This is a genomic window from Streptomyces sp. NPDC034111 (assembly GCF_055575375.1).
The window spans coordinates 60,374-80,451 of sequence record NZ_JBVIST010000023.1 but is presented as its reverse complement, the minus strand read 5'-3'; the positions used below and the strand labels follow the sequence as shown (position 1 = coordinate 80,451).

Annotated in this window: 13 protein-coding genes and 1 pseudogene; 12 read left to right on the top strand and 2 right to left on the bottom strand. The window is 67.3% G+C overall.

The window, feature by feature from the left end; genetic code table 11:
• Positions 1-23 precede the first annotated feature (23 nt).
• The 10 genes from ACZ55A_RS33220 to ACZ55A_RS33175 all read left to right on the top strand — a co-directional run bounded on the left by ACZ55A_RS33220 (position 24) and on the right by ACZ55A_RS33175 (position 17,001).
• Positions 24-2,441 (top strand): glycoside hydrolase family 31 protein, encoded by a 2,418-nt coding sequence (locus ACZ55A_RS33220; protein WP_468848142.1) that lies wholly within the window; start codon positions 24-26, stop codon positions 2,439-2,441.
• Positions 2,442-2,981: 540 nt separating this feature from the next.
• Complete coding sequence (locus ACZ55A_RS33215) at positions 2,982-4,670, top strand: glycoside hydrolase family 13 protein (RefSeq protein ID WP_468848139.1); 1,689 nt, start codon at positions 2,982-2,984, stop codon at positions 4,668-4,670.
• 770 nt (positions 4,671-5,440) lie between these two features.
• Entirely contained in the window at positions 5,441-6,754 is a 1,314-nt protein-coding gene (locus ACZ55A_RS33210; protein ID WP_468848136.1) for an ABC transporter substrate-binding protein, read from the top strand.
• Position 6,755: 1 nt separating this feature from the next.
• Positions 6,756-7,715: a carbohydrate ABC transporter permease gene (locus ACZ55A_RS33205; protein ID WP_468848133.1), complete on the top strand. Its 960-nt coding sequence runs from the start codon at positions 6,756-6,758 to the stop codon at positions 7,713-7,715.
• A complete protein-coding gene (locus tag ACZ55A_RS33200) occupies positions 7,712-8,617 on the top strand; it encodes a carbohydrate ABC transporter permease (RefSeq protein ID WP_468848131.1) in 906 nt (301 codons plus the stop codon). Before ACZ55A_RS33205 ends, ACZ55A_RS33200 begins: the two co-directional genes overlap by 4 nt.
• A 123-nt stretch (positions 8,618-8,740) precedes the next feature.
• Entirely contained in the window at positions 8,741-10,390 is a 1,650-nt protein-coding gene (locus ACZ55A_RS33195; RefSeq protein ID WP_468848129.1) for a glycoside hydrolase family 13 protein, read from the top strand.
• A gap of 324 nt (positions 10,391-10,714) precedes the next feature.
• Positions 10,715-12,361: a glycoside hydrolase family 13 protein gene (locus ACZ55A_RS33190; protein WP_468848127.1), complete on the top strand. Its 1,647-nt coding sequence runs from the start codon at positions 10,715-10,717 to the stop codon at positions 12,359-12,361.
• Positions 12,362-12,597: 236 nt separating this feature from the next.
• Positions 12,598-14,871, top strand: coding sequence for a glycosyl hydrolase family 65 domain-containing protein (locus ACZ55A_RS33185; protein WP_468848125.1), 2,274 nt, complete (start codon positions 12,598-12,600; stop codon positions 14,869-14,871).
• A 300-nt stretch (positions 14,872-15,171) separates the two neighbouring features.
• A complete protein-coding gene (locus ACZ55A_RS33180) occupies positions 15,172-16,263 on the top strand; it encodes an endonuclease/exonuclease/phosphatase family protein (protein WP_468848123.1) in 1,092 nt (363 codons plus the stop codon).
• A 138-nt stretch (positions 16,264-16,401) separates the two neighbouring features.
• On the top strand, positions 16,402-17,001 hold the full coding sequence (locus ACZ55A_RS33175) for a 2'-5' RNA ligase family protein (protein WP_468848120.1): 600 nt from the start codon (positions 16,402-16,404) through the stop codon (positions 16,999-17,001).
• Between the two features lie 45 nt (positions 17,002-17,046).
• On the opposite strand, the pseudogene ACZ55A_RS33170 reads toward ACZ55A_RS33175, so the two are convergent.
• Positions 17,047-17,326 (bottom strand): annotated as a pseudogene (locus tag ACZ55A_RS33170) (transposase); the annotation flags it as partial.
• Between the two features lie 653 nt (positions 17,327-17,979).
• On the opposite strand from ACZ55A_RS33170, the gene ACZ55A_RS33165 reads away from it, so the two are divergent.
• A complete protein-coding gene (locus tag ACZ55A_RS33165) occupies positions 17,980-18,867 on the top strand; it encodes a hypothetical protein (RefSeq protein ID WP_468848117.1) in 888 nt (295 codons plus the stop codon).
• Between the two features lie 119 nt (positions 18,868-18,986).
• Positions 18,987-19,244, top strand: a complete 258-nt coding sequence (locus ACZ55A_RS33160) for a hypothetical protein (protein WP_468848115.1) — start codon at positions 18,987-18,989, stop codon at positions 19,242-19,244.
• Positions 19,245-19,456: 212 nt separating this feature from the next.
• Here the strand turns inward: ACZ55A_RS33160 and ACZ55A_RS33155 are convergent, their stop codons facing one another.
• Entirely contained in the window at positions 19,457-19,945 is a 489-nt protein-coding gene (locus tag ACZ55A_RS33155; RefSeq protein ID WP_468848113.1) for a hypothetical protein, read from the bottom strand.
• Positions 19,946-20,078 lie beyond the last annotated feature (133 nt).

Here is a 20,078-nt window from a genome sequence, read left to right as displayed (position 1 = left end):
CGTCCTACACCATTTGGGAACCCGTGAATCTCTACGACAACTACCTCCGCTTCAACCGGGTCGACTCCGTCCGTGAGACTCCCGTCGGCCTGGTCGCCGAACTGCACGGCGAGTCTCTGAGGATCGACGTCCTCAGAGAGGACCTGGTGAGGATCAAGATCAGCCGCGGCGGGGTCTTCGACGAACGGCCGACGTTCGCGGTCTGCGCCGATACCTCCGCTTCCGTTCCGACGTTCAAGGTCCTGGTGGGCGACGACGCTGTGCGCCTCAGGACGGAGAGCCTGGTGGTATCGCTGTGGATGGATCCGTTCCGGATAGACATCCACCGCACCGACGGCACGGTCGTGTTCGAGACGGCTCAGGACTCGAACGGAACCCACCAGTCCTACGCCACGCTCAACGACGCGTTCACGTTCGTACGTAGATGCAACCCGAGCGACGCCGTGTACGGCCTGGGCGAGAAGACCGGGCGGCAGAACCGGAAAGGCCGGGACTTCACCCTCTGGAACACCGATGTCCTGGACCCGTCCGCGACCGGTGAGTTCACCGCCGGACGCGAGGCCGGGGACCCGCGGGCGACCCCGACCAGCACCGAGTTCGACCCGTACTACGTCTCGATCCCGTTCTACTACCACCAGGACCGGTCGTCCGGACAGATCGCGGCGTCCTTCATCGACAACGGCTACCGGGGCGCCTACGACTTCACCGCCGCGCACCAGTACCGTGTCCACTTCTCCGGCGGCCAGTACACCGAGTACGTGTTCGCCGGCCCCGACATGCCTGGCATCCTCGAGGCCTACACGTGGCTGACCGGCCGCACGGGTCTGCCCCCGATCTGGGCCCTCGGCTACCACCAGTGCCGCTGGCACAAGTACTCCCAGGAAGACATCGAAGCCCTCGCCCGCCGGCTCCGGGACGAGGGCATCCCCTGCGACACCCTGTGGCTGGACATCGAGTACATGGACGGCTACCGGGTCTTCACCTGGAACCGAGAGCTCATGCCGGACGTCGAGGCTCTGCTCGGGCGCCTCGACGAGGACGGGTACCGGCTCATCACCATCGTCGACCCGGGAGTGAAGGTCGAACCCGGCTACCCGGTCTTCGACGACGCCGTCGAACGCGGTGTCCTCTGCGCGACCGAGGGCGGCGACATCTACGTTGGTCAGGTCTGGCCAGGGAACACGGCGTTCCCCGACTTCGCCACCGAAGAAGCCCGGGAATGGTGGGGCGAGCTCAATGCCCGGCACGTCCAGTCAGGCATCGCCGGCATCTGGAACGACATGAACGAACCCGCAACCGGGAACATCTCCCCGATGGGCATGCGCTTCGGCAAAGGCATGTACTCACATGAACGCTTCCACAACCAGTACGCGATGCTCATGGCCATGGGCACCACCGAGGGCCTGCGCAAAGCCATGCCCGACAAGCGCACCTTCGTCCTCTCCCGGGCCGGCTCGGCCGGCATCCAGCGGTACGCGGCCAACTGGATGGGCGACAACCTCGCCAACTGGGACCACCTGAAGATGAGCATCCCGATGGCCACCGGCTTCGGGATCTCCGGGCAGGCCTTCGTCGGAGCCGACATCGGCGGCTTCGACGGGGACAGCGAGCCCGAGCTGTTCGTCCGCTGGATGCAGTACGGCGCCCTCACCCCCTTCTGCCGCAACCACTCGGTCATCGCCAACCGCGACCAGTACCCGTGGTCGTTCGGCAAAGCCGTCCTCGGGATCGTCCGGGACGCCCTGCAGCTGCGGTACCGGCTCCTGCCCTACATCTATACGAGCTTCGTCCGGGCAGCGGAGACCGGGGCGCCGGTGCAGCGGCCGCTGGTCTTCGACCACCAGTACGACCCGATCGTGACGGACATCGACGACCAGTACCTCTTCGGCCCGGACCTGCTTGTCGCGCCCGTCCTCCAGCCCGGCATGACGTCACGGCAGATCTACCTCCCCGCCGGGCACTGGCACGACTGGCACACAGGCCAGATCCACGAGGGCCAACGGCACATCGTCGCCGAAACACCCATGGACCGCATCCCCCTCTACGCCCGCGCCGGATCCGTCGTCCCCATGTGGGCGGAAGCCCCAAGCTCGACTCACAGCCACGCGCCGAACTCAGTGGAGCTGCACCTGTTCGTCCCCGCCAAGGACGGCGCCCACCAGTCCTTCCTCCAGGAGGACGACGGCCTCACCTTGGCCGCAACGGGCGGAGCCCGGATCCGCACCCAGCTCACCGTCGCCCGCACCGGCACCCGCGTCACCTTCCGGGCCGAGGCGACCGGTGACGGGTTCGACGGCTTCGCCCGCGAAGAGTTCGTCCTCGTCCTCCACGGCGCAGCACCGGGCACCGTGAGCGTCGACGGCACCCGGACCACACCCGACGGCAACAGGATCACGATCCCCAGCACGGGCCAGGGCTTCACCGTCGAATTCGATATCTGATCATGCCCGGTAACGCCGGGCCCGCCGCCGCACGGGCCCGGCCTCACCGGCGGCGCCAGAGGTGACCGCGTCCCGATCAACCAGGACGGCATCCTGACTGCGGTGCGCTACGAGGCGTCGCACTGGGCGTCGCCGTCCACAATCGGGACGCGGTAGCCGTACTCGGCTACGCAAGCACCGATGTGGCAGGCGGTCCTGCCGGCACCGCCGGACCACTTCACCACGGCACAAGAGCGGCCGGGCCGGTGCTCTCTGCGGTGGCGAGGGTCTGGCTGTGCGGGATGACGGCCGGGTTCGGAGGCACGGTGGATCTCTCCACCGGGGTGTGACTGCCGCGCGATCACAACGGGCCGGCCGACGGCGGGGGAGTGGTGGTGCCACGGTGCGCCCGGGCGCGCGTGCGCGCTTCTCGGATCTGCCGCGTCGGCGCCGTCATTTGTTACTGACCGACCCCTTGACCTTCCGTGAAAGGCCCCTCTAGCTTACCGCCAAGAAGTAAATCTAGTGCCTATATTTAATTCCTTGTGAAAGGTTGCTCCCATGGCGGAGGCGGTCGCGGAGGCCCTTGGCGTAGAGGAACTCGCTGCGGATGACGCCTGGTGGCGACAGGCCGTCGTCTACCAGATCTATCCGCGGAGCTTCGCCGATTCCAACGGTGACGGCATCGGCGACCTCCCCGGAATCGCCTCCCAGGTGAGCTATCTGCGCGACCTCGGCGTGGACGCGGTCTGGCTCAGCCCGTTCTATCCGTCGGCTCTCGCGGACGGGGGCTACGACGTGGACGACTACCGCGCGGTGGACCCGCGGATCGGCACCCTCGAAGAGTTCGACGACCTGGTCGCCACGCTCCACCGGGCGGGGATCCGTGTCGTCGTCGACATCGTGCCCAACCACACATCCAACCGGCACGTCTGGTTCCGTGAGGCCCTGGCCGCTCCTCCCGGCTCGGCGGCCCGCGACCGCTATATCTTCCGCCGCGGCAGGGGGCCGCAGGGTGAGGAGCCGCCGACCGACTGGACCGCGGCCTTCGGCGGTCCGGCCTGGGAACCGGTGGGGGACGGTGACTGGTACCTGCACCTCTTTGCGCCCGAGCAGCCGGACCTCAACTGGGCCAACCAGCAAGTGCGTACGGACTTCCTGACCACGCTGCGCTTCTGGGCCGACCGAGGCGTCGACGGATTCCGTGTGGACGTGGCACACATGCTTGCCAAGGACCTCTCCGAGCCGCTGCCCAGCCAGGCCGAGCTCACCGCCGAGGGACTGCCCGACGGGGCGCACCGCCTGCACGACCGCGATGAGGTCCACGAGATCTACCGCGAGTGGCGAGCCGTCTTCAATGAGTACCATCCGCCGCGCACGGCGGTCGCGGAGGCCTGGGTCCCTGCCCACCGCCGGCCCCGGTATGCCTCGGCGGACGGTCTTGGCCAGGCGTTCAACTTCGACCTGCTGCTGGCGGATTGGGACGCTGCGGCGTTCCGCCGGATCATCGAGGAGAACCTCGAACTGGCGCGGGCTTCCGGGGCCTCGTCCACGTGGGTCTTCTCCAATCACGACGTCGTACGGCATGCGACGCGCTATGCACTGCCGAACGGCACGGACCTGCGGGCCTGGCTGCTCGGCGGGGGCGTCGACCCGCAGCCCGACAAGGAGCAGGGGCTGCTGAGGGCCCGCGCCGCGACACTGCTCGCCCTCGCCCTCCCGGGCTCCGCCTACCTCTACCAGGGCGAGGAGCTGGGGCTGTTCGAGGTCGCCGACCTTCCTGCGGAGGCGCTACAGGACCCCACGTGGATCCGGTCGAACGGCACCGAGCGGGGCAGGGACGGCTGCCGGGTCCCGCTGCCGTGGACGGCGTCGGGCCCGTCGTTCGGCTTCGGGGAAGGTGCGCCGCATCTCCCGCAGCCGCCGGAGTTCGCCGGCCACGCAGTCGAGGCCCAGGCCGCCGACCCTGCGTCGACCCTCGCCTTCTACCGGCGTGCGCTTGCCGAGCGGCGGCGCCTTCAGGCGGACGAATCGCTGGAATGGGGTGAAGAGCAGCCGGACGTCGTGCACTTCCGCCGTCCCGGCGGGTGGGCCTGCATCACCAACTTCGGCGACACCCCGGTGCCGCTGCCGTCCGGACGCGTGGTCCTGGCCAGCGGACCGCTCGACGGTGTTCAGCTCCCGCCGGACACCACCGCCTGGCTGGAACCCGAAGGTCTGCTTCAGGAGCGGGACGGCACCACGGACTGAGGAGAGCAACCCATGCGTTCTGCGTCGGTGGATCCACGGGCAACGACTTTAAGTGAAATTACCGAAGCAATTTTCCAGAAGAAACAATATTCAGAGTCTTCCGTGGCGGAAGAGAGGCTCATATCGTCAGCGACGGGTGAGTCCTTCTATAGCGGGTTCCCCCTGACAGATGCGGACCGGTGGCCGTGAGGTAGCCCCGGCCAAGGCAACAACGGCCGCATCATGTCGTCCCGAAAGGACCATGCATGACTGTCCCGACTGAGCAGGCCCTGTCTGCGAGCGCCCCGCACGCTGCATGTCCCGGCCGAGCCCCTCGGCCTCGGCCGAGGAGCCGTGCGGCTGGACAGTGCCGGCACGCCACGGTTGCTGAGGGCAGTCCTCGGTGCGGGGATGATCGGCGGCGTTTACCTCCGCAGTGCCCGCGCGGCCTGCGCAGAGGTGGTCGGCGTCCCGGCATCCTCGCCCGATCGGAGCCTCGCCCCAACGCATGAGTGTCTGCCGTGGCTGACGGCGGGTACGGCGCGTTGCCCTGGGTACCGCGAACTCTCCGACCAGCGCACGCGGGCATTGGCGGGTGCATGTCGGGCACAGCCTTCTGATCCTGCGCGAAGTCTTGACACGGGGTCGATGTTGGCGTTCTTTGACCGATCAAACTTGCTCACTCAATAGGGATATTTCAGCTTTTCCGGCCTCCAATCCGTCTTCCCTGACAGCCATCGTTGAGCTGCTTTCCAGCTCGCCGGAGAAACGCACATGCAAGGAGAGAGAACATGACGAAGAACGAGAGCACCGCCCAGCAAGGGGTGTCCAGGCGCCGTTTCCTGGCTTTCAGCGCGCTCGTGGGCGCCGGGTCGCTGGTGTCGGCATGCGGGGGGACCGGGATCGGCGCCGGGGGTGGGACCGGAGCGGTGACCTGGGGTTCTTGGGCCAACCCGGGTGAGGCCAAGAGATTCCGGGAGTACTCCAAGGCCTACCAGAAGAAGTCGGGCGTCAGGATCACGTACCAGACCGTGGTGGGTGACTACAAGGCGAAGCTGATGAGCCAGCTGGCCGGCGGTTCGGCGCCGGACGTCTTCTATGTGGGGGACGACGCGATGGCCAAGCTCATAGAGGCGGGTCAGGTGGTAGACCTTGCGCCCGCCCTGAAGAAGTCGAACAGTCCGGTCAAGGAATCCGAGTTCTTCCCCGGTCTGATGGAGTGGTGCAGGCCGGCCGAAGGTGGTGGGCTTTTCGGGCTTCCGCACGACTGCAATCCGGCCGTCTTCTGGTTCAACAGCAATCTGCTCACCAAGGCCGGTGTCTCGCAAACGCCCGTCGAGATGTTCAAGGCCGGCACCTGGGACCAGAACGCCCTCACCTCGATGCTGGAGAAGATCAGGGCTTACGGAAAGCGCGGCCTGGTCATCGAGTCCGGGTGGTTCAGCTTCTTCGGATGGATGACCACCTTCGGTGGCACGCTCTTCGACGATGACGGCGGGGCGGTGTTCGACACCGACCCCAAGGCCCAAGCCGCCCTGGAGTGGATGTTCGACCAGCTGAAGTCGGGCAACATCACTTATGGCGGGTCGATCCCCAAGGGGCAGGGGCTCGATGCGCTGTTCTACAGCGGTCAGCTCGCCACGATCCAGTACGGGCGGTGGATCCTGCCGAACATGACCAAGCTCGACTTCACCTACGACATCGCTCCGCTGCCATCGGAATCAGGCAAGGACATCATGCCGGTCCCCGTGGCAACCGCCGCGATAGCGGTCAACGCGAAGGCGAAGGACAAGGCTGCGGCACTGGACTTTGTCCTCAAGTATGTGAGCAAGGAAGGCCAGAGGTTCCGCCTCTCCGGTGGTGGCAACGCCGTGCCGTCGATCGACGGCCTGGACAAGGTCGTGACCGAGGACGGAGTGCCGCGGAACGCCCGGCTGTTCACCGAGATCGCCAGGAAGGGGTACGCGATTCCCCAGGTGATCGCTCATAACCCCACCGTGGCTACGAAATTTCCACTCCTCGTGGACCGGATGCTGAAGGACAAGGCGACGACTGCTCGGTCGTTCAGTCGGAGTCTGGTGAAGCTTCTCAACGGAGAGGGCTGAGATGGCCGTGTTGAGTCCTTCCCGCCCGACCGCGCCGCCATCGAGCAAGGGCTCACCGGAACCTGTGAGACAGGCATCGCTGAGGCGCCGGAGGTTCAAGGACAATCTGGCCGGTTACGCGTTCCTGGCGCCGCAGTTGATCGGATTGCTCGTCTTCATGATCGGGCCGTTGATCTTCGCGGTGGTACTGAGCCTGTCGCGGTGGGACGGATTCGGCGACCTGAATTTCGTCGGGTTGTCCAACTTCGGTGAGATCTTCAGTGATCCGCAGCTGATGCGATCGGTGGTGAACACCGTCTGGTTCACTGTGCTGCAGGTACCGGGGCTGATGTTGTCAGCTCTGTGTGTCGCGGTGATGCTGCAGCGATCAGGGAAGCTGAAGTCGTTCTACCGGGTGTTCTACTTCGCTCCGGTGGTGACGTCGACCGTCGCGGTTGCGGCTATCTGGCTCTGGCTGTTCAATCCCGACATCAGCCCCATCAACGGTTTCCTGGCGGAACTGGGCCTGCCGGCCCCGGACTGGCTTCAGGATTCACGCTTCGTGATCGCCGCCTTCGCGATCGTGGGAATCTGGCAGGGCCTGGGCTACCAGGTCGTGATCTTCATGGCTGGTCTTGAAAACATTCCAAAAACGCTGCTCGAGGCTGCCGAGATCGACGGTGCGAGCGAGTGGCAGAAGCTATGGAAGATCACCCTCCCACTGCTGTCCCCAACGATCCTGTTCCTGTCCATCACTTCGGTCATCGGTTCCTTCCAGGTGTTCGACTACATCTACGTCTTCATGGACACGGCGGCGCCGGCCGCTGCGCGGACTGTGGTCTATGAAATTGTGCGGCTCGCCTTCAGCGAGTTCAAATTCGGTCTCGCCTCGGCGGTCGCGTCCTGCTTGTTCATGGCCCTGCTTTGCCTCACCGGTCTGCAGTTGGCCGCACAGAAGAGATGGGTGCACTACACAGAATGAGTACCGGAACCGATACAGCGATCCGCGCGCTGCAGGCCGCGGGGGATGAGCGAACGCATGGTAGGCGGAGGGGCAAGAAGCCGCTCAATGTCTCGCATATCATCCTGCATATCATTCTGGCGGTCGGCGCACTGATTATGGCGGGGCCATTCATTTGGATGCTCCTGTCGTCCCTCAAGCCGCTGAGCGAGATATTCCAGCAACCACCTTCGCTGCTTCCGAACAACTGGCAGTTTGACAACTACGCACGGGCATGGGAAGGCGCCGACTTCGCCCGCGGCTTCTTCAACAGCTTCTACATCGCCACGACGGTCACGGTCGTCTCCGTCCTGACCTCGGCGATGGCGGGGTACGCCTTCGCGCGCATCAAGTTCTTCGGCCGCAGCGGGCTGTTCATGACCTTTCTGGCGACGATGATGGTCCCGATGCAGCTCACCATCATTCCGCTGTACATCATCATGGGATCCATAGGATGGGTGGACACACACCTTGCCCTCATAGTCCCGCCGGCCATGTTCAATGCCTTCGGCATCTTTCTGATGCGGCAGTACGTCCGCGGCATCCCGAAAGAACTGGACGAAGCCGCCGAGATCGACGGAGCGAGCAGGCTGCGTATCTTCGTGACCATCATCCTGCCGATACTCCGCACCCCCATGGCAGCGCTGGGAATCTTCACCTTCCTGTCCCAGTGGAACAACTTCTTCTATCCACTGATCTTCCTCAACAGCCCGGAAAAGTTCACCCTCCCGCTTGTCGTCAACCAGTTCAAGGGCGAATACGCCTCGGACTGGACCAGCCTCATGTCAGCGTGCACCATGGCTGCGGCTCCGCTGCTGATTCTGTTCATCTTCGCCCAACGCCAGATCGTCGAAGGTGTGGCACTGTCGGGCTCGAAAGGCTGACTCGATCTTCCGGGTCCTAACAGACCCTCTGATTTCCCCCAAAGGTGCGCCGGGGGATGTGACCTGACACCTTCCAAACCGATTGAGGATGAGGGCACCGCCTTGTCAAAAACGACCTTCACCGTGCGATCCGGTAGCGGTTTCGACGAAACCGTCGATGCGAACTGGTGGCGCCAAGCAACCGTCTACCAGATCTATCCGCGCAGTTTTGCTGATGCCGATGGTGACGGTATCGGCGACCTGCCGGGTGTTGTCTCACGGATTCCGTACCTGAAATCTCTGGGTATCGATGCCGTCTGGCTCAGCCCCTTCTACCCCTCGGCACTGGCCGACGGAGGCTACGACGTTGATGACTACCGCAACGTCGACCCCAGGCTGGGAACCCTGGACGACTTCGATGAGATGGTCGCAGCTCTCCATGAGGCCGGCATCAAGCTGATCGTCGATATCGTGCCCAACCACACATCCGACCGGCACGAATGGTTCAAGGAAGCCCTCGCCTCCCCCAAGGGCTCACCGGCCCGCGAAAGGTACATCTTCCGGGACGGCGCCGGACCGTCCGGCTGCGAACCACCGGCCGACTGGGAATCCCTCTTCGGCGGGCCTGCCTGGACGCGCGTGAGGGAGCCTGACGGAACACCCGGCCAGTGGTACCTGCACTTGTTCGCCAAGGAACAGCCGGACCTGAACTGGGACAACCGAGAGGTCCGTGATGACTTCCTCAAGACCCTGCGATTCTGGTCCGACCGCGGCGTGGACGGATTCCGTGTCGACGTCGCGCACGCGCTGGCGAAGGACATCACCGAACCGCTGCCGCCCAAGGCGGTCATCGACGCAACACTCCCGCACGGATCCCACCCCTTTTGGGACCGCGATGAGGTGCACGAAATCTACGCAGAGTGGCGGCAGGTCTTCAACGAGTACCACCCGCCGCGTACGGCGGTCGCAGAGGCTGGGGTCCCCGCCCACCGCCGGCCCCGGTACGCCTCGGCGGACGGTCTTGGCCAGGCGTTCAACTTCGACCTGCTGATGGCGGATTGGGACGCCGCGGCGTTCCGCCGGATCATCGAGGAGAACCTCGAACTGGCGCGGGCCTCCGACGCCTCGTCCACCTGGGTCTTCTCCAATCACGACGTCGTACGGCATGCGACGCGCTACGCACTGCCGAACGGCACGGACCTGCATGCCTGGCTGCTCGGCGGGGGCGCCGACCCCCAGCCCGACAAGGAGCAGGGGCTGCTGAGGGCCCGCGCCGCGACACTGCTCGCCCTCGCCCTCCCGGGCTCCGTCTACCTCTACCAGGGCGAGGAGCTCGGTCTGCACGAGGTCACCGACATTCCCGCCGAGGCACGCCAGGACCCCGCCTTCTTCCGTAATCCCGGAGTCGAAGTGGGCCGCGACGGCTGCCGCGTTCCCCTGCCCTGGACGGTCACGGGGTCGTCCTTCGGATTCGGTGACGGCAAGGCTCATCTGCCCCAGCCGGACTGGTTCGGTCAGTACTCCGTCGAAGCCCAGAGGAAAGACGAGGCTTCCACGCTCCGGTTCTACCGTAAGGCGCTGGAATTGCGGCGCCAGTTGCAGACGTCCGAAGAACTGCAATGGGTCGAGAGCACCGACGCCTCCGCGCTGCACTTTGTGCGCCCCGGCGGCTGGCACTCGATAACCAACTTCGGCACCGAGCCGGTGGAACTGCCGGCAGGCACCGTTGTCCTCAGCAGCGCACCACTCATTGAAGGGAAACTCCCCACCGACACCACGGCCTGGCTCGTCTGAGCAGACTGCACGTCTCCACAACTCCCCAACGCCCGGAGGCGCTTCCCACAAGGGAACGGCATCTCCACGAAACGCGCCTCCTCCGGTCGCGCTCCGCCGCAGCAAGGCAGCTGTCCGGCGCCGGTGGCTTCGAGGGCGTCCGGACTCAACCCCCGCTGTCCGGGCGCCGTCGCGGCCACCGGTTCCGACGGCCGCTCACCCGCACCGAGACTCCGAACGGGAATTGGCCTCACGCTCGCGCGCAGCCAGAACCTCCCCCCTCCCGGAGCCCTGGGGCTCCGACGTCCGCCGGCCGGTGCCGGCTGCCCGAAAGGTCACTGTCCGATGGCGATCCCCGGTGTGCCGTGGTGGCGCGATGCCGTGATGTACCAGATCTATCTGCGCAGTTTCCGCGACGGAAACGGCGACGGCGTAGGTGACCTGCGCGGCGCCAGAGCCGGACTGCCCTACCTCGCCATGCTCGGTGTCGACGGGCTGTGGCTCAGCCCCTGCTTCCCGTCCCCGCAGCACGACCACGGCTACGACGTCGCCGACTACTGCGCCATAGACCCGCTCTTCGGCGACCTCGCCGCATTCGACCAACTGATCGCCGACGCACACGCACTCGGACTCAAGGTCATCCTCGACATCGTCCCCAACCACTGCTCCCGCGAGCACCCATGGTTCCGCGAGGCGCTTCAGGTCGGGCCCGCAAGCGCCGCCCGCGCCCGGTTCCACTTCGCCGATGGGCGCGGCGAGCACGGGGAGCTGCCGCCCAACAACTGGCGGGCCATGTTCGGCGGCCCCGCCTGGACCCGGATCCGGGAAGCCGACGGCCGGCCCGGACAGTGGTACCTGCACCTGTTCACCCCGCATCAGCCCGACTTCAACTGGCGCCACCCCGGGGTCGCGGACCACTTCGACGACGTGCTGCGCTTCTGGTTGGACCGGGGGGTGGACGGCTTCCGCATCGATGTCGCGGTCGGCCTCTACAAGCACCCGGACCTGCCCGACTCACCGGACCCCACCGCCGACGAGGACGCCCGCGACGCCGTCAACCCCCAGGCCTGGAACCAGCCCGAGGTGCACGACGTCTGGCGCCGCTGGCGGACGATCTGCAACGCCTACAGCGCGCGGGACGGCAAGGAGCGCACCCTCGTCGGAGAGGTGGCCGTTCCCACGCCCGCGGACCAGGCGGCCTATCTACGCCCCGACGAACTCCACCAGGCCTTCTACTTCGACCTGCTGCACACCCCCTGGGACGCCGCAGCGTTCCGTGCCCGCACAGACGCCGCCCTCAAAGACATCACATCCGTCGGCGCACCGGTCACCTGGGTTCTGAACAACCACGACCAGCAACGCACCCCCACCCGCTACAGCCGCGGCGCGCTGCCCGGCGAAGAACCGGATCCGGAGCGCGGGGCGGCCAGGGCCCGCGCCGCGGCACTGCTGATGCTGGCCCTGCCCGGCAGCGCCTACCTCTACCAAGGCGAGGAACTCGGCCTGCCCGAGGTCACCGACCTGCCGCCGGAAGCCCTGACCGACCCCATCGTGGCCGCGACCGGCGATCCGGCCAAAGGCCGGGACGGCTGCCGCGTACCGCTTCCCTGGACCGGGGAGCAGGCCCCGTTCGGCTTCTCCGATGCACCTCCGCACCGATCGTGGCTGCCGCAGCCGCACTGGTTCGCCCGCTACTCCGTACAGCGCCAGCGCGGCGACAGTGGATCCAGCTGGCACCTCTACCGCGACGCCCTGCAACTACGCCGCAGCCTCACCTCACTCCGCGACACCACACTGCACTGGCTGCCAGGCCCTGCCGACACACTGGTCTTCGGCCGCGGGCCAGGCTTCGTGTGTGCCACGAACTTCACCGACGCACCTGTCGCGGCACCTGTTCCCGGGAGGCCGCTGCTCTCCAGCCTTCCGTGCGATGACGGCAAGCTCGCGGCCAACAGCACTGCCTGGTGGCTCGTGGACCGCCTCCCCGACTGACTGGATCGCGCCCACAGCGCTGGGACCTTGAGGAGTGGCGAATATCGACGATCCCCCCGGACAGCGTTCCGCAAGGTGATCCGGCCGCTCGCCGCCCTGTCGCCGGCTCCCTCAAACAGAGTGGTCCCAACCTGACGATTACCGCTCTCGAACGGGGGCGGACCGGCCCACCCCCGAGCCGTCTCCTTGACTCACCGCACACCGCAGCACGCCGCCTGAACAGCGAGGAAAGCAACGTGAGCCCAGCGAACCCCCTGACACCGGCCAGCGAACCCGGCACCGCATCCGGGGAGTGGGTGCTGTCCACGGACGCCCTACCCCCAGCCTCCGGCCGGGGGGACTCCCACCTCGCTGCGCTCACCGGCTACCACCCCACCTTCACCGGTAACGGCTACCTCGCAGCACGGGTACCCGCGGCGGGCAACGGGTTCGCTGCGACCCCGGTCGCTACTCAGTTCCATGTTGCAGGCCTCTTCACCAGCCACGAAGGGCAGTGGGCGCGCAAGGTCTCCCTGCCGGCCTGGTCGGCTCTCGACGTGAGCGACGGCAGCGGAACGTTCAACGACGCCTTCGCCGTCCCCGCGTCCGAGGACGGCAACTCCGAAGACGGGGAGGAGGACTGGGCCGCCCTCGCGGACCCGGCCGCGGTGGTCGCCCGCGGCATTTCGCAGTACCGGCAGTCGCTGGACCTGCGAACCGGCGTCATCACCACCACCGCCCGCTGGACCTCCCCGGCCGACCGGGTCACCGACGTACGGTACGAGCTGCTCACCGACCGGTCCCGGCAGCACGTCGCGGCGGTGACCGTCACCGTGACCCCGCACTGGAGCGGGACGCTCGAGGTCACCGACGCCCTGGACGGCCGGGGGGCGACCTGGACCCAGGACACCCGGAGCGGCGGCGAAGGCCGACGGATCTGGCTGACCACCGCGGCCGAGGGCAGCGGCACCGCGGCGGCGCTGGTCTCCGTACTGCACGGCCCGGACGGAGCGGGCGCCCCGGTCCCGGTCTCCGCGGCAGAGGGGTCGGCGAGCCAGCGACTCCGCGTTGACGTGGTCTCCGGACACCGCTACACGTTCACCAAGTACGTGGCCATCGCGACAGGCCATGACACCGACGCCCCCCTCGCGGCCGCCCGGACCGCCGCCGAGGAGGCGGCCGGCGCCGGCTGGGCGTGTCTCGCCGAGGACAACCGCCGGGCCTGGCGGCGCGCGTGGGAGGCCGACATCGTCGTACGCGGCGACGCCCGGCTCCAACGCCAAGTGCGCGCAGCCAAGTTCTACCTGCTCACCAGCGTGCGCGCGGGCTTCCCCTGGTCCCCGCCCCCCGCAGGGCTGTCCAGCGACAACTACAACGGCCATGTCTTCTGGGACACCGAGACCTGGATCTGGCCGAGCCTGCTGGCCCAGCACCCGGAGATCGCCGAGAGCGTCCTCGACTACCGGGTCCACCGCCTGGAGGCCGCCCGTGCCTACGCCGCCGCGTACGGACACCGCGGCGCGCGGTTCCCGTGGGAGAGCGCCCTCGACGGACGGGAGAGCACCCCGGCCGGGTTCCCCTTCGGTACACACGAGCTGCACATCAGCTCAGATGTCGCCCTGGCCTTCTGGCAGTACTGGCTCGCCACCGGCGACGAGGGCTGGCTGCGCGAGAAGGGCTGGCCCGTGCTGCGCGGGGTGGCGGACTTCTGGGCGAGCCGGGCGGTCGCGGGTGAGGACGGCCGCTATCACATCAGGGACGTGATCCCGCCGGACGAGTACGCCGACCCGGGCGACGACTCCGTCTACACCAACGTCGCCGCACGCGCGTCACTGCGCTTCGCCGTGCAGGCGGCAGAGCTCCTCGGCGAGCCGGCCGACCCCCGGTGGGCCCGTACGGCCGACGGCCTCGTCGTGCTCTTCGACGAAGAGCGGGGCATCCACCCGGAGTTCGACGGCTATGACGGCCGGCTGATCAAACAGGCAGATGTTGTCATGCTGGCCTACCCCTGGGAGAACCCGCAGTCCGACGAGGCGACGAGAGCCGATCTGGAGTACTACGGCGCCCGTACCGACGACGACGGGCCTTCGATGACGGACTCGGTCCACGCCATCGTCCATGCCCAACTCGGTGATGTGCGGGCGGCGTTCGAGTACACCAGGCGCAGTGTGGACCCGTTCATCAGGGCGCCCTTCGACCAGTTCGCCGAGGGCCGCACGGGAGGCGCGTTCACCTTTCTCACCGGACACGGCGGCTTCCTTCAGGTGTTCCTGTACGGGTACTCGGGGCTGCGCTGGCGGGCCGACCGGATGCTGCTCGCTCCTGTTCTGCCCGAGGAACTGGAGGGGATCACCCTGCGCCGGCTGCGCTGGCGGGGCCGCAGCCTCGACATCGACATCCGCCGCGACGGCACGACGCTCCGGCTGCACGAAGGGCAGCCGCTCCCGGTCGAGTCGGGTGACGGCGTCCGGCAGACGGTGGCGGCGGGGGACGAGATCGTCGTTCCGACCCGTGCTCCCCGACGCGACTAGGCGGTGTCCGAGGGGTCGGGTTGCTCACCCGCGCAGTCTCCTGCGCCTGCGGTCCGAGGGCCGCCCCCGGGGCCTTGCAGCCGGCCGTCATCCGCCGCGCGTACGTCCGGGTCACAAGGATCGGTGGATGCCGCCGTGGATGTCGCCTTAGGTGATCACCCCCCCGTCGGGTCGGCGGACTACCGTTGCGCGGGCCCGCTCCGCGGCTGACGCCCCAGGGCTGCTCCTCCGGGAGTGGCCCTGCTCCGTTCGACAGCCATGGCACGCCGCCGGAGAATCGGAGGTGTGTGAGGAGGGCCCATGAGCATCCGCATAGCCACTTTCAACTGCGAAAACCTCTTCCGAAGGCCCATCGTCTTCAGTAGCGGGAAAGACGATATACGCGACGCCGTGCTCGAGGACTTCAGGAAACTTGTCGAAATCCTCGATCACGACCCGTATACGGCCAACGACAAGACAAAGATCATCGAGCTTCTCAAGAAGCACAGCGTCGATGTCTCCCAGGAAATCTCCACCCAGACGATCCTGGTGAACGAGCCGCGCGGACAGGCCCGGCTGCTCAAGGGCGAGGGCAGGAACATCGAGGTCAGGGCCGAGGCCACGGGACGGTCCGCCTGGGTCGGCTGGGCCGAACTGGTCAAGGACGACCTCAGCTTGGACGCCGTCAAGAACACCGCCAGGGTGATCGCCGAGGTGAACGCCGACATACTGCTGACGGTCGAAGTCGAGGACCGGCTCACCCTGCATCGCTTCAACAAGCAGGTGCTGGCGGGCCAGTTCGACGCGGAACCGTATCCGTTCAACATGCTGATCGACGGCAACGACATTCGCGGCATCGACGTGGGGCTGTTCAGCCGGCGCCCGATCACCTCCGTACGCTCACACATCTTCGACAAGAAGGGTTCCCGGGACATCTTCAGCCGGGACTGCCCGGAATTCGAGATCGACATCGATGGCGAACCGCTCTGGCTCCTCGGGAACCACTTCAAGAGCAAGCGCGGCGGCGGAGGCGCCGACAAGCGCAAGCTCCAGGGTGAGCGCGTCGCCGAGCTCTACCAGGCCGCGCTCGAGCGCTCGGCTCATGTCGTGGTCGCCGGGGACCTCAACGACACCCCGGGCAGCCCGCCGCTCACGTTCCTCGAGGCCACCAGCCTGAAGGACGCGATGACCCACGACAGTTACGAGGGCCCGCCCGGCACCCATGGGAAGTGCACGGACCCCGACGACAAGATCGACTACCTGATGTTCTCGCCGGAGCTGTTCGCCAAGGTGGACAAGGTCGAGGTAGAGCGGCGTGGGATCTTCGAGTTCGGCACCCCGTTCGAAGACGTGACCGGACCCGGCAACCAGGCTTCCGACCACGCTGCCATCGTCGCCGAACTCGACCTGTAATGGCAGCCCGGCGGCACGGCGGGGCCCCGGGCGAGTTCGCCGTGCAGCGCCCGCCAGGCGGGCGAGTTGTGGCGGCGGGCGTTGCGGACCTGAGAGGCTCTGAACGGTTTTCCGAGCCCGATTTGGGACCATGACCATGTGAACGGGAATCCGGATTTCGGCGGGGCCGAGCCGGTAGACGCGCTCGCCGTGGCGCCGACGGCCCGGACGGCTGTGGCGTGGCTGCCGCCGCGGATGCTCTGGCCGGTGATTCAGGACATCCGCTGGGAGCACGATCCGCAGGTACGGCGGTGGCCGCCGCACGTGAACCTGCTGTTCGGATTCGTGCCGGAGGAGGCGTTCGCGCGGGCCGTGCCGCTGCTCTCCGCCGGGGCGGCACAGAGCACGGCGTTCACGGCGCGCCTGGCCGGAGTGCGGTACTTCCGGCACCGGCACTACGCGACGTTGTGGCTCGATCCGGCTGCGGCCGACCCGGCACCGTGGGCCCATCTCCACCGGGAGCTGGGGCTGCGGTTCCCACTTTGCCACGGGCGCGTCGGCCGCTTCACCCCGCATTTGTCCCTCGGCCGCACCCAGGACCCAAAGCGCCTGGCCGCCGAGTGTGCCCTCCGGCTCGGCGCGCTGTCGGCGGTGGTCGAGGAGGTGGTCTTGCTCTCCCGACGCGGCGAGGGGCCCATGCAGCCCCGGGCCGTGATCACACTGGGCACGGGCGAGGTCCGTCGCCCGCAGGAGTGCTAGAGCGTGTCCGATGGGTCGGTGGCAAGTGCGCGGGGCCTTTGTTCAGAGCAACGTGGTCGGGTGCGGCACCGGCGAGGTCAGCGGGATCCGGGAGAACCGCCGCCAGCTCAGCGAGTCCGCGACCTCACGGCACAGCATTTCGTACCCGAGCTGGTAGCGGTGCTTGAGATACCGCAGCCGCAGCAGCGTCTCGACCGGGATCGACGGTCTGCCCCAGCCGTTCGGCGAACACGGCCCGCCACGGGGCGATGAACCTCTCGTCGTCCAGGGACGCATCGATCCTTGCCGGCTCGGCGGGCAACTGCCGCGCCTGGTCCGGCAGCACTTCCGGCCAGCGGCTTGGCCGTCCGGTTCATCAGGTGGCTGCGACGCTGCCTGCTGCCGGCGCTCAACCGCACACGGCCGTATGGGTTCGGCGGCTGCGGTGAGAACCGACGTCGCCCTTCGGTAAAGGCGACTCCCGATGGTCGCAGGTGGCGATGGCAAGAGCCTCTTTGCTGCTCTGATCGAGCGGTGCAGGACCACTGCTCCCGTCAGGTTTCCGAGCGACGAGCAGGAACGGCGTTACGTTCTCCTCGGATCGCACTGGAGGACACGGAGGGCGGGCATGAGGTACGGCCTTGGTTTGATGGCCCGCACCGGCGTGTTCGCGGCGTGCCTCGGGCTTGTCGCAGCCTGCGGGGGAGGAGGGAACGGCGACGGGGACGAAGAGTCGCCCACTCCGCCGTCGCCGAGCCCTACAACCTCGACATCGTCGCCGAGCCCCACAACCTCGACATCGTCGCCGTATCCCTCACCCACCGGCGGCTCTCCCACCCACGGCGGCGAGTCGGTCGTGCCACCACCACCCGTTCCGACCGGGACGAAGAAGAAGACGGACCCCGGCATCACTCCGCCGGAGACGACTCCTCCCGAGTGCCCTGGGGCCCCCGGTTGCCCGCCGTCTCCCGGCAACCGCACGCCTACGCCGGATGGTACGTGAGCGAAGCGGAGTCTCGCCCCGTGCGGTTGGCCAAGCGCGCCGACCCTGGAGATCAGGCGTCGCCGACCGCGCTGATCAAGATCGTGGTCGCCCAAGCCTCATTCATCGCCGCGTTGATGTTCTACGTGGGCGTGATCTATACAGGCGCGTACTACGATCATTTCCATCTCTCACCCTTCACCCTTCGCTTCGGCTTTGCCGAATTCGTCCTGCAGAGCCTGCATCTGATGACCTTCCCGGTCCTCGTGGGTGCGGTCGTGGTGCTCATCGCTCTGGCCCTCAGCGGGCGTCGGCCGCGTCAGGCACTTCCCGGCGGCGTAGTGCGCGGCGTGTCGGTCGGCACGTCGGTATTGGCCCGTTACTACCTGGTTGTCGTGGCGGCCGGCCTGATCCTGCTCGTCTTGTGGTGGAGATGGCAGCTGTTTCTGTCGTATCGCTGGTTCGGCCCTCTCCTCATCGCCTTCGGCCTCCTGCTCGGTGAGGCGCGGCAGACGGACGGGGATCGTCCCCCAAGAGGCTTGCGGGACACAGCTGTTCCGGTCTTCGCTGCCGGGATGTTCTTGCTCTGGACGCTCACCCTGGCCGCTGGCCAGCTCGGCGAGCGGCACGCCAGGAATGATGCCCGGGATGTGATCACGCGCACCGGTCTGGTGGTCTTCAGTGCCGAGCGGCTCGGCCTTCGCTCCCCCTCACCGGCTCTCAAGTTTGACGACCTCGGCGAGGGCGTCCACCTTCGGTACCGCTACAGCGGCCTGCGGCTCATCGTGGCTCGGAATGAGCACTATTACGCCGTGCCCATCGGGTGGAACTCGGAGACCGATCCTGTCCATGTCTTCCGGGAGACCGACAACATGCGCGTCGAGTTGATGCCCGGCGTGCGGTAGACACACGATCCGTCGCGACGTCCAAGCAAGCGAAGAGCTACCGCAGGTCAGAAGCGTGACAGCGAGGCGGGTAACACCTTGCGCCCGCGCCCGCCGTCCCCCGCCCGGCGGGCGAGACGGTGTGGACCGATGCCGACCACCACCTGACCGAGGCGACGAAGCAGGACCTCGCCGACCCCGTCCCGGCGGAGACCCGCCGCAAGTACGAGCGGTGGCGGCGCGAGGTGGCGGATTGGGCGCGAGCCCGCTGCCGTGTCCCGCTGTACCCCGACACCCTCACCGAGTGGACGCGCGAGCTCACACAGAGGATCTCGCCACGCACCGGCCAGCGGCCCACTCGGGGCCGCCCGGCCAACGTTCTCATCTACACGGGCTGAGGGCGGAATGGCCCCTCCGAAGCTGCCTGGCAGGTCGTGTCCATCGTTTGCTGACGGCACATTCCTGTTCCGTTCCTCTTCACTCCGGCACCGGTGGATCTGCTTGCCGAAGGCGACGGGCCGGCCAAACTCGGCGGTGGTTACAGAAGGTGACAGCGGGGGCCACTTGCCTCCCCAATAACTGGCCATCGGTGGGGAATCTGGACTGGCTGCTAACAGGCGTTGTCCCTTTCTGTACGGAGGCGGGCATGCCTGCGCATCACGCCGACCGTGGCGACGGACCACCCGGCGACCCATATGGCGCCTACCGACAGTGCCGCGATCGCCGGTCCGGTCTCGGGCGGTGGGTCTCCCAGGAAAGGGGCCACACCCGCCGCCCGCGCGCCGAACCCGACAACCCCGGCCCCCACCATGGCGATGCCCGCCCAGGAGATCACGACCGCTCCCCACCGGAAGAACGGGTTGGCGATAGGCCGCAGCAGAAGCAGTGCGATCACCGCCATGGACAGGCCCAGTCCCGCATTGCCCAGCTGCGCCGCGGTGACATCGCCAAAACCGACATAGGACTCCGGCGGTGCGGGAAAGCCCGGCATGCCCAGCTTTCCCTTCAGCGCCAGGTCCACCTTGCTGGCGGTGTAGGCGAGCGCGCCGGCACAGGCGGTGACCGCGGCGATCGGTTGCATCTTTGTGGATTGGGTCATGGCACCAGACTGCCGCCGGCCGCGGGGCAAGGAGTCGTCCCGAGGTAGCGAACACATCCGCCATCAGGCGGAGTGCGCGCTGCGACCCGCACTACGTGGTCTTCCAGCGCCAGGCTCCAGCACGGGAGGCGTG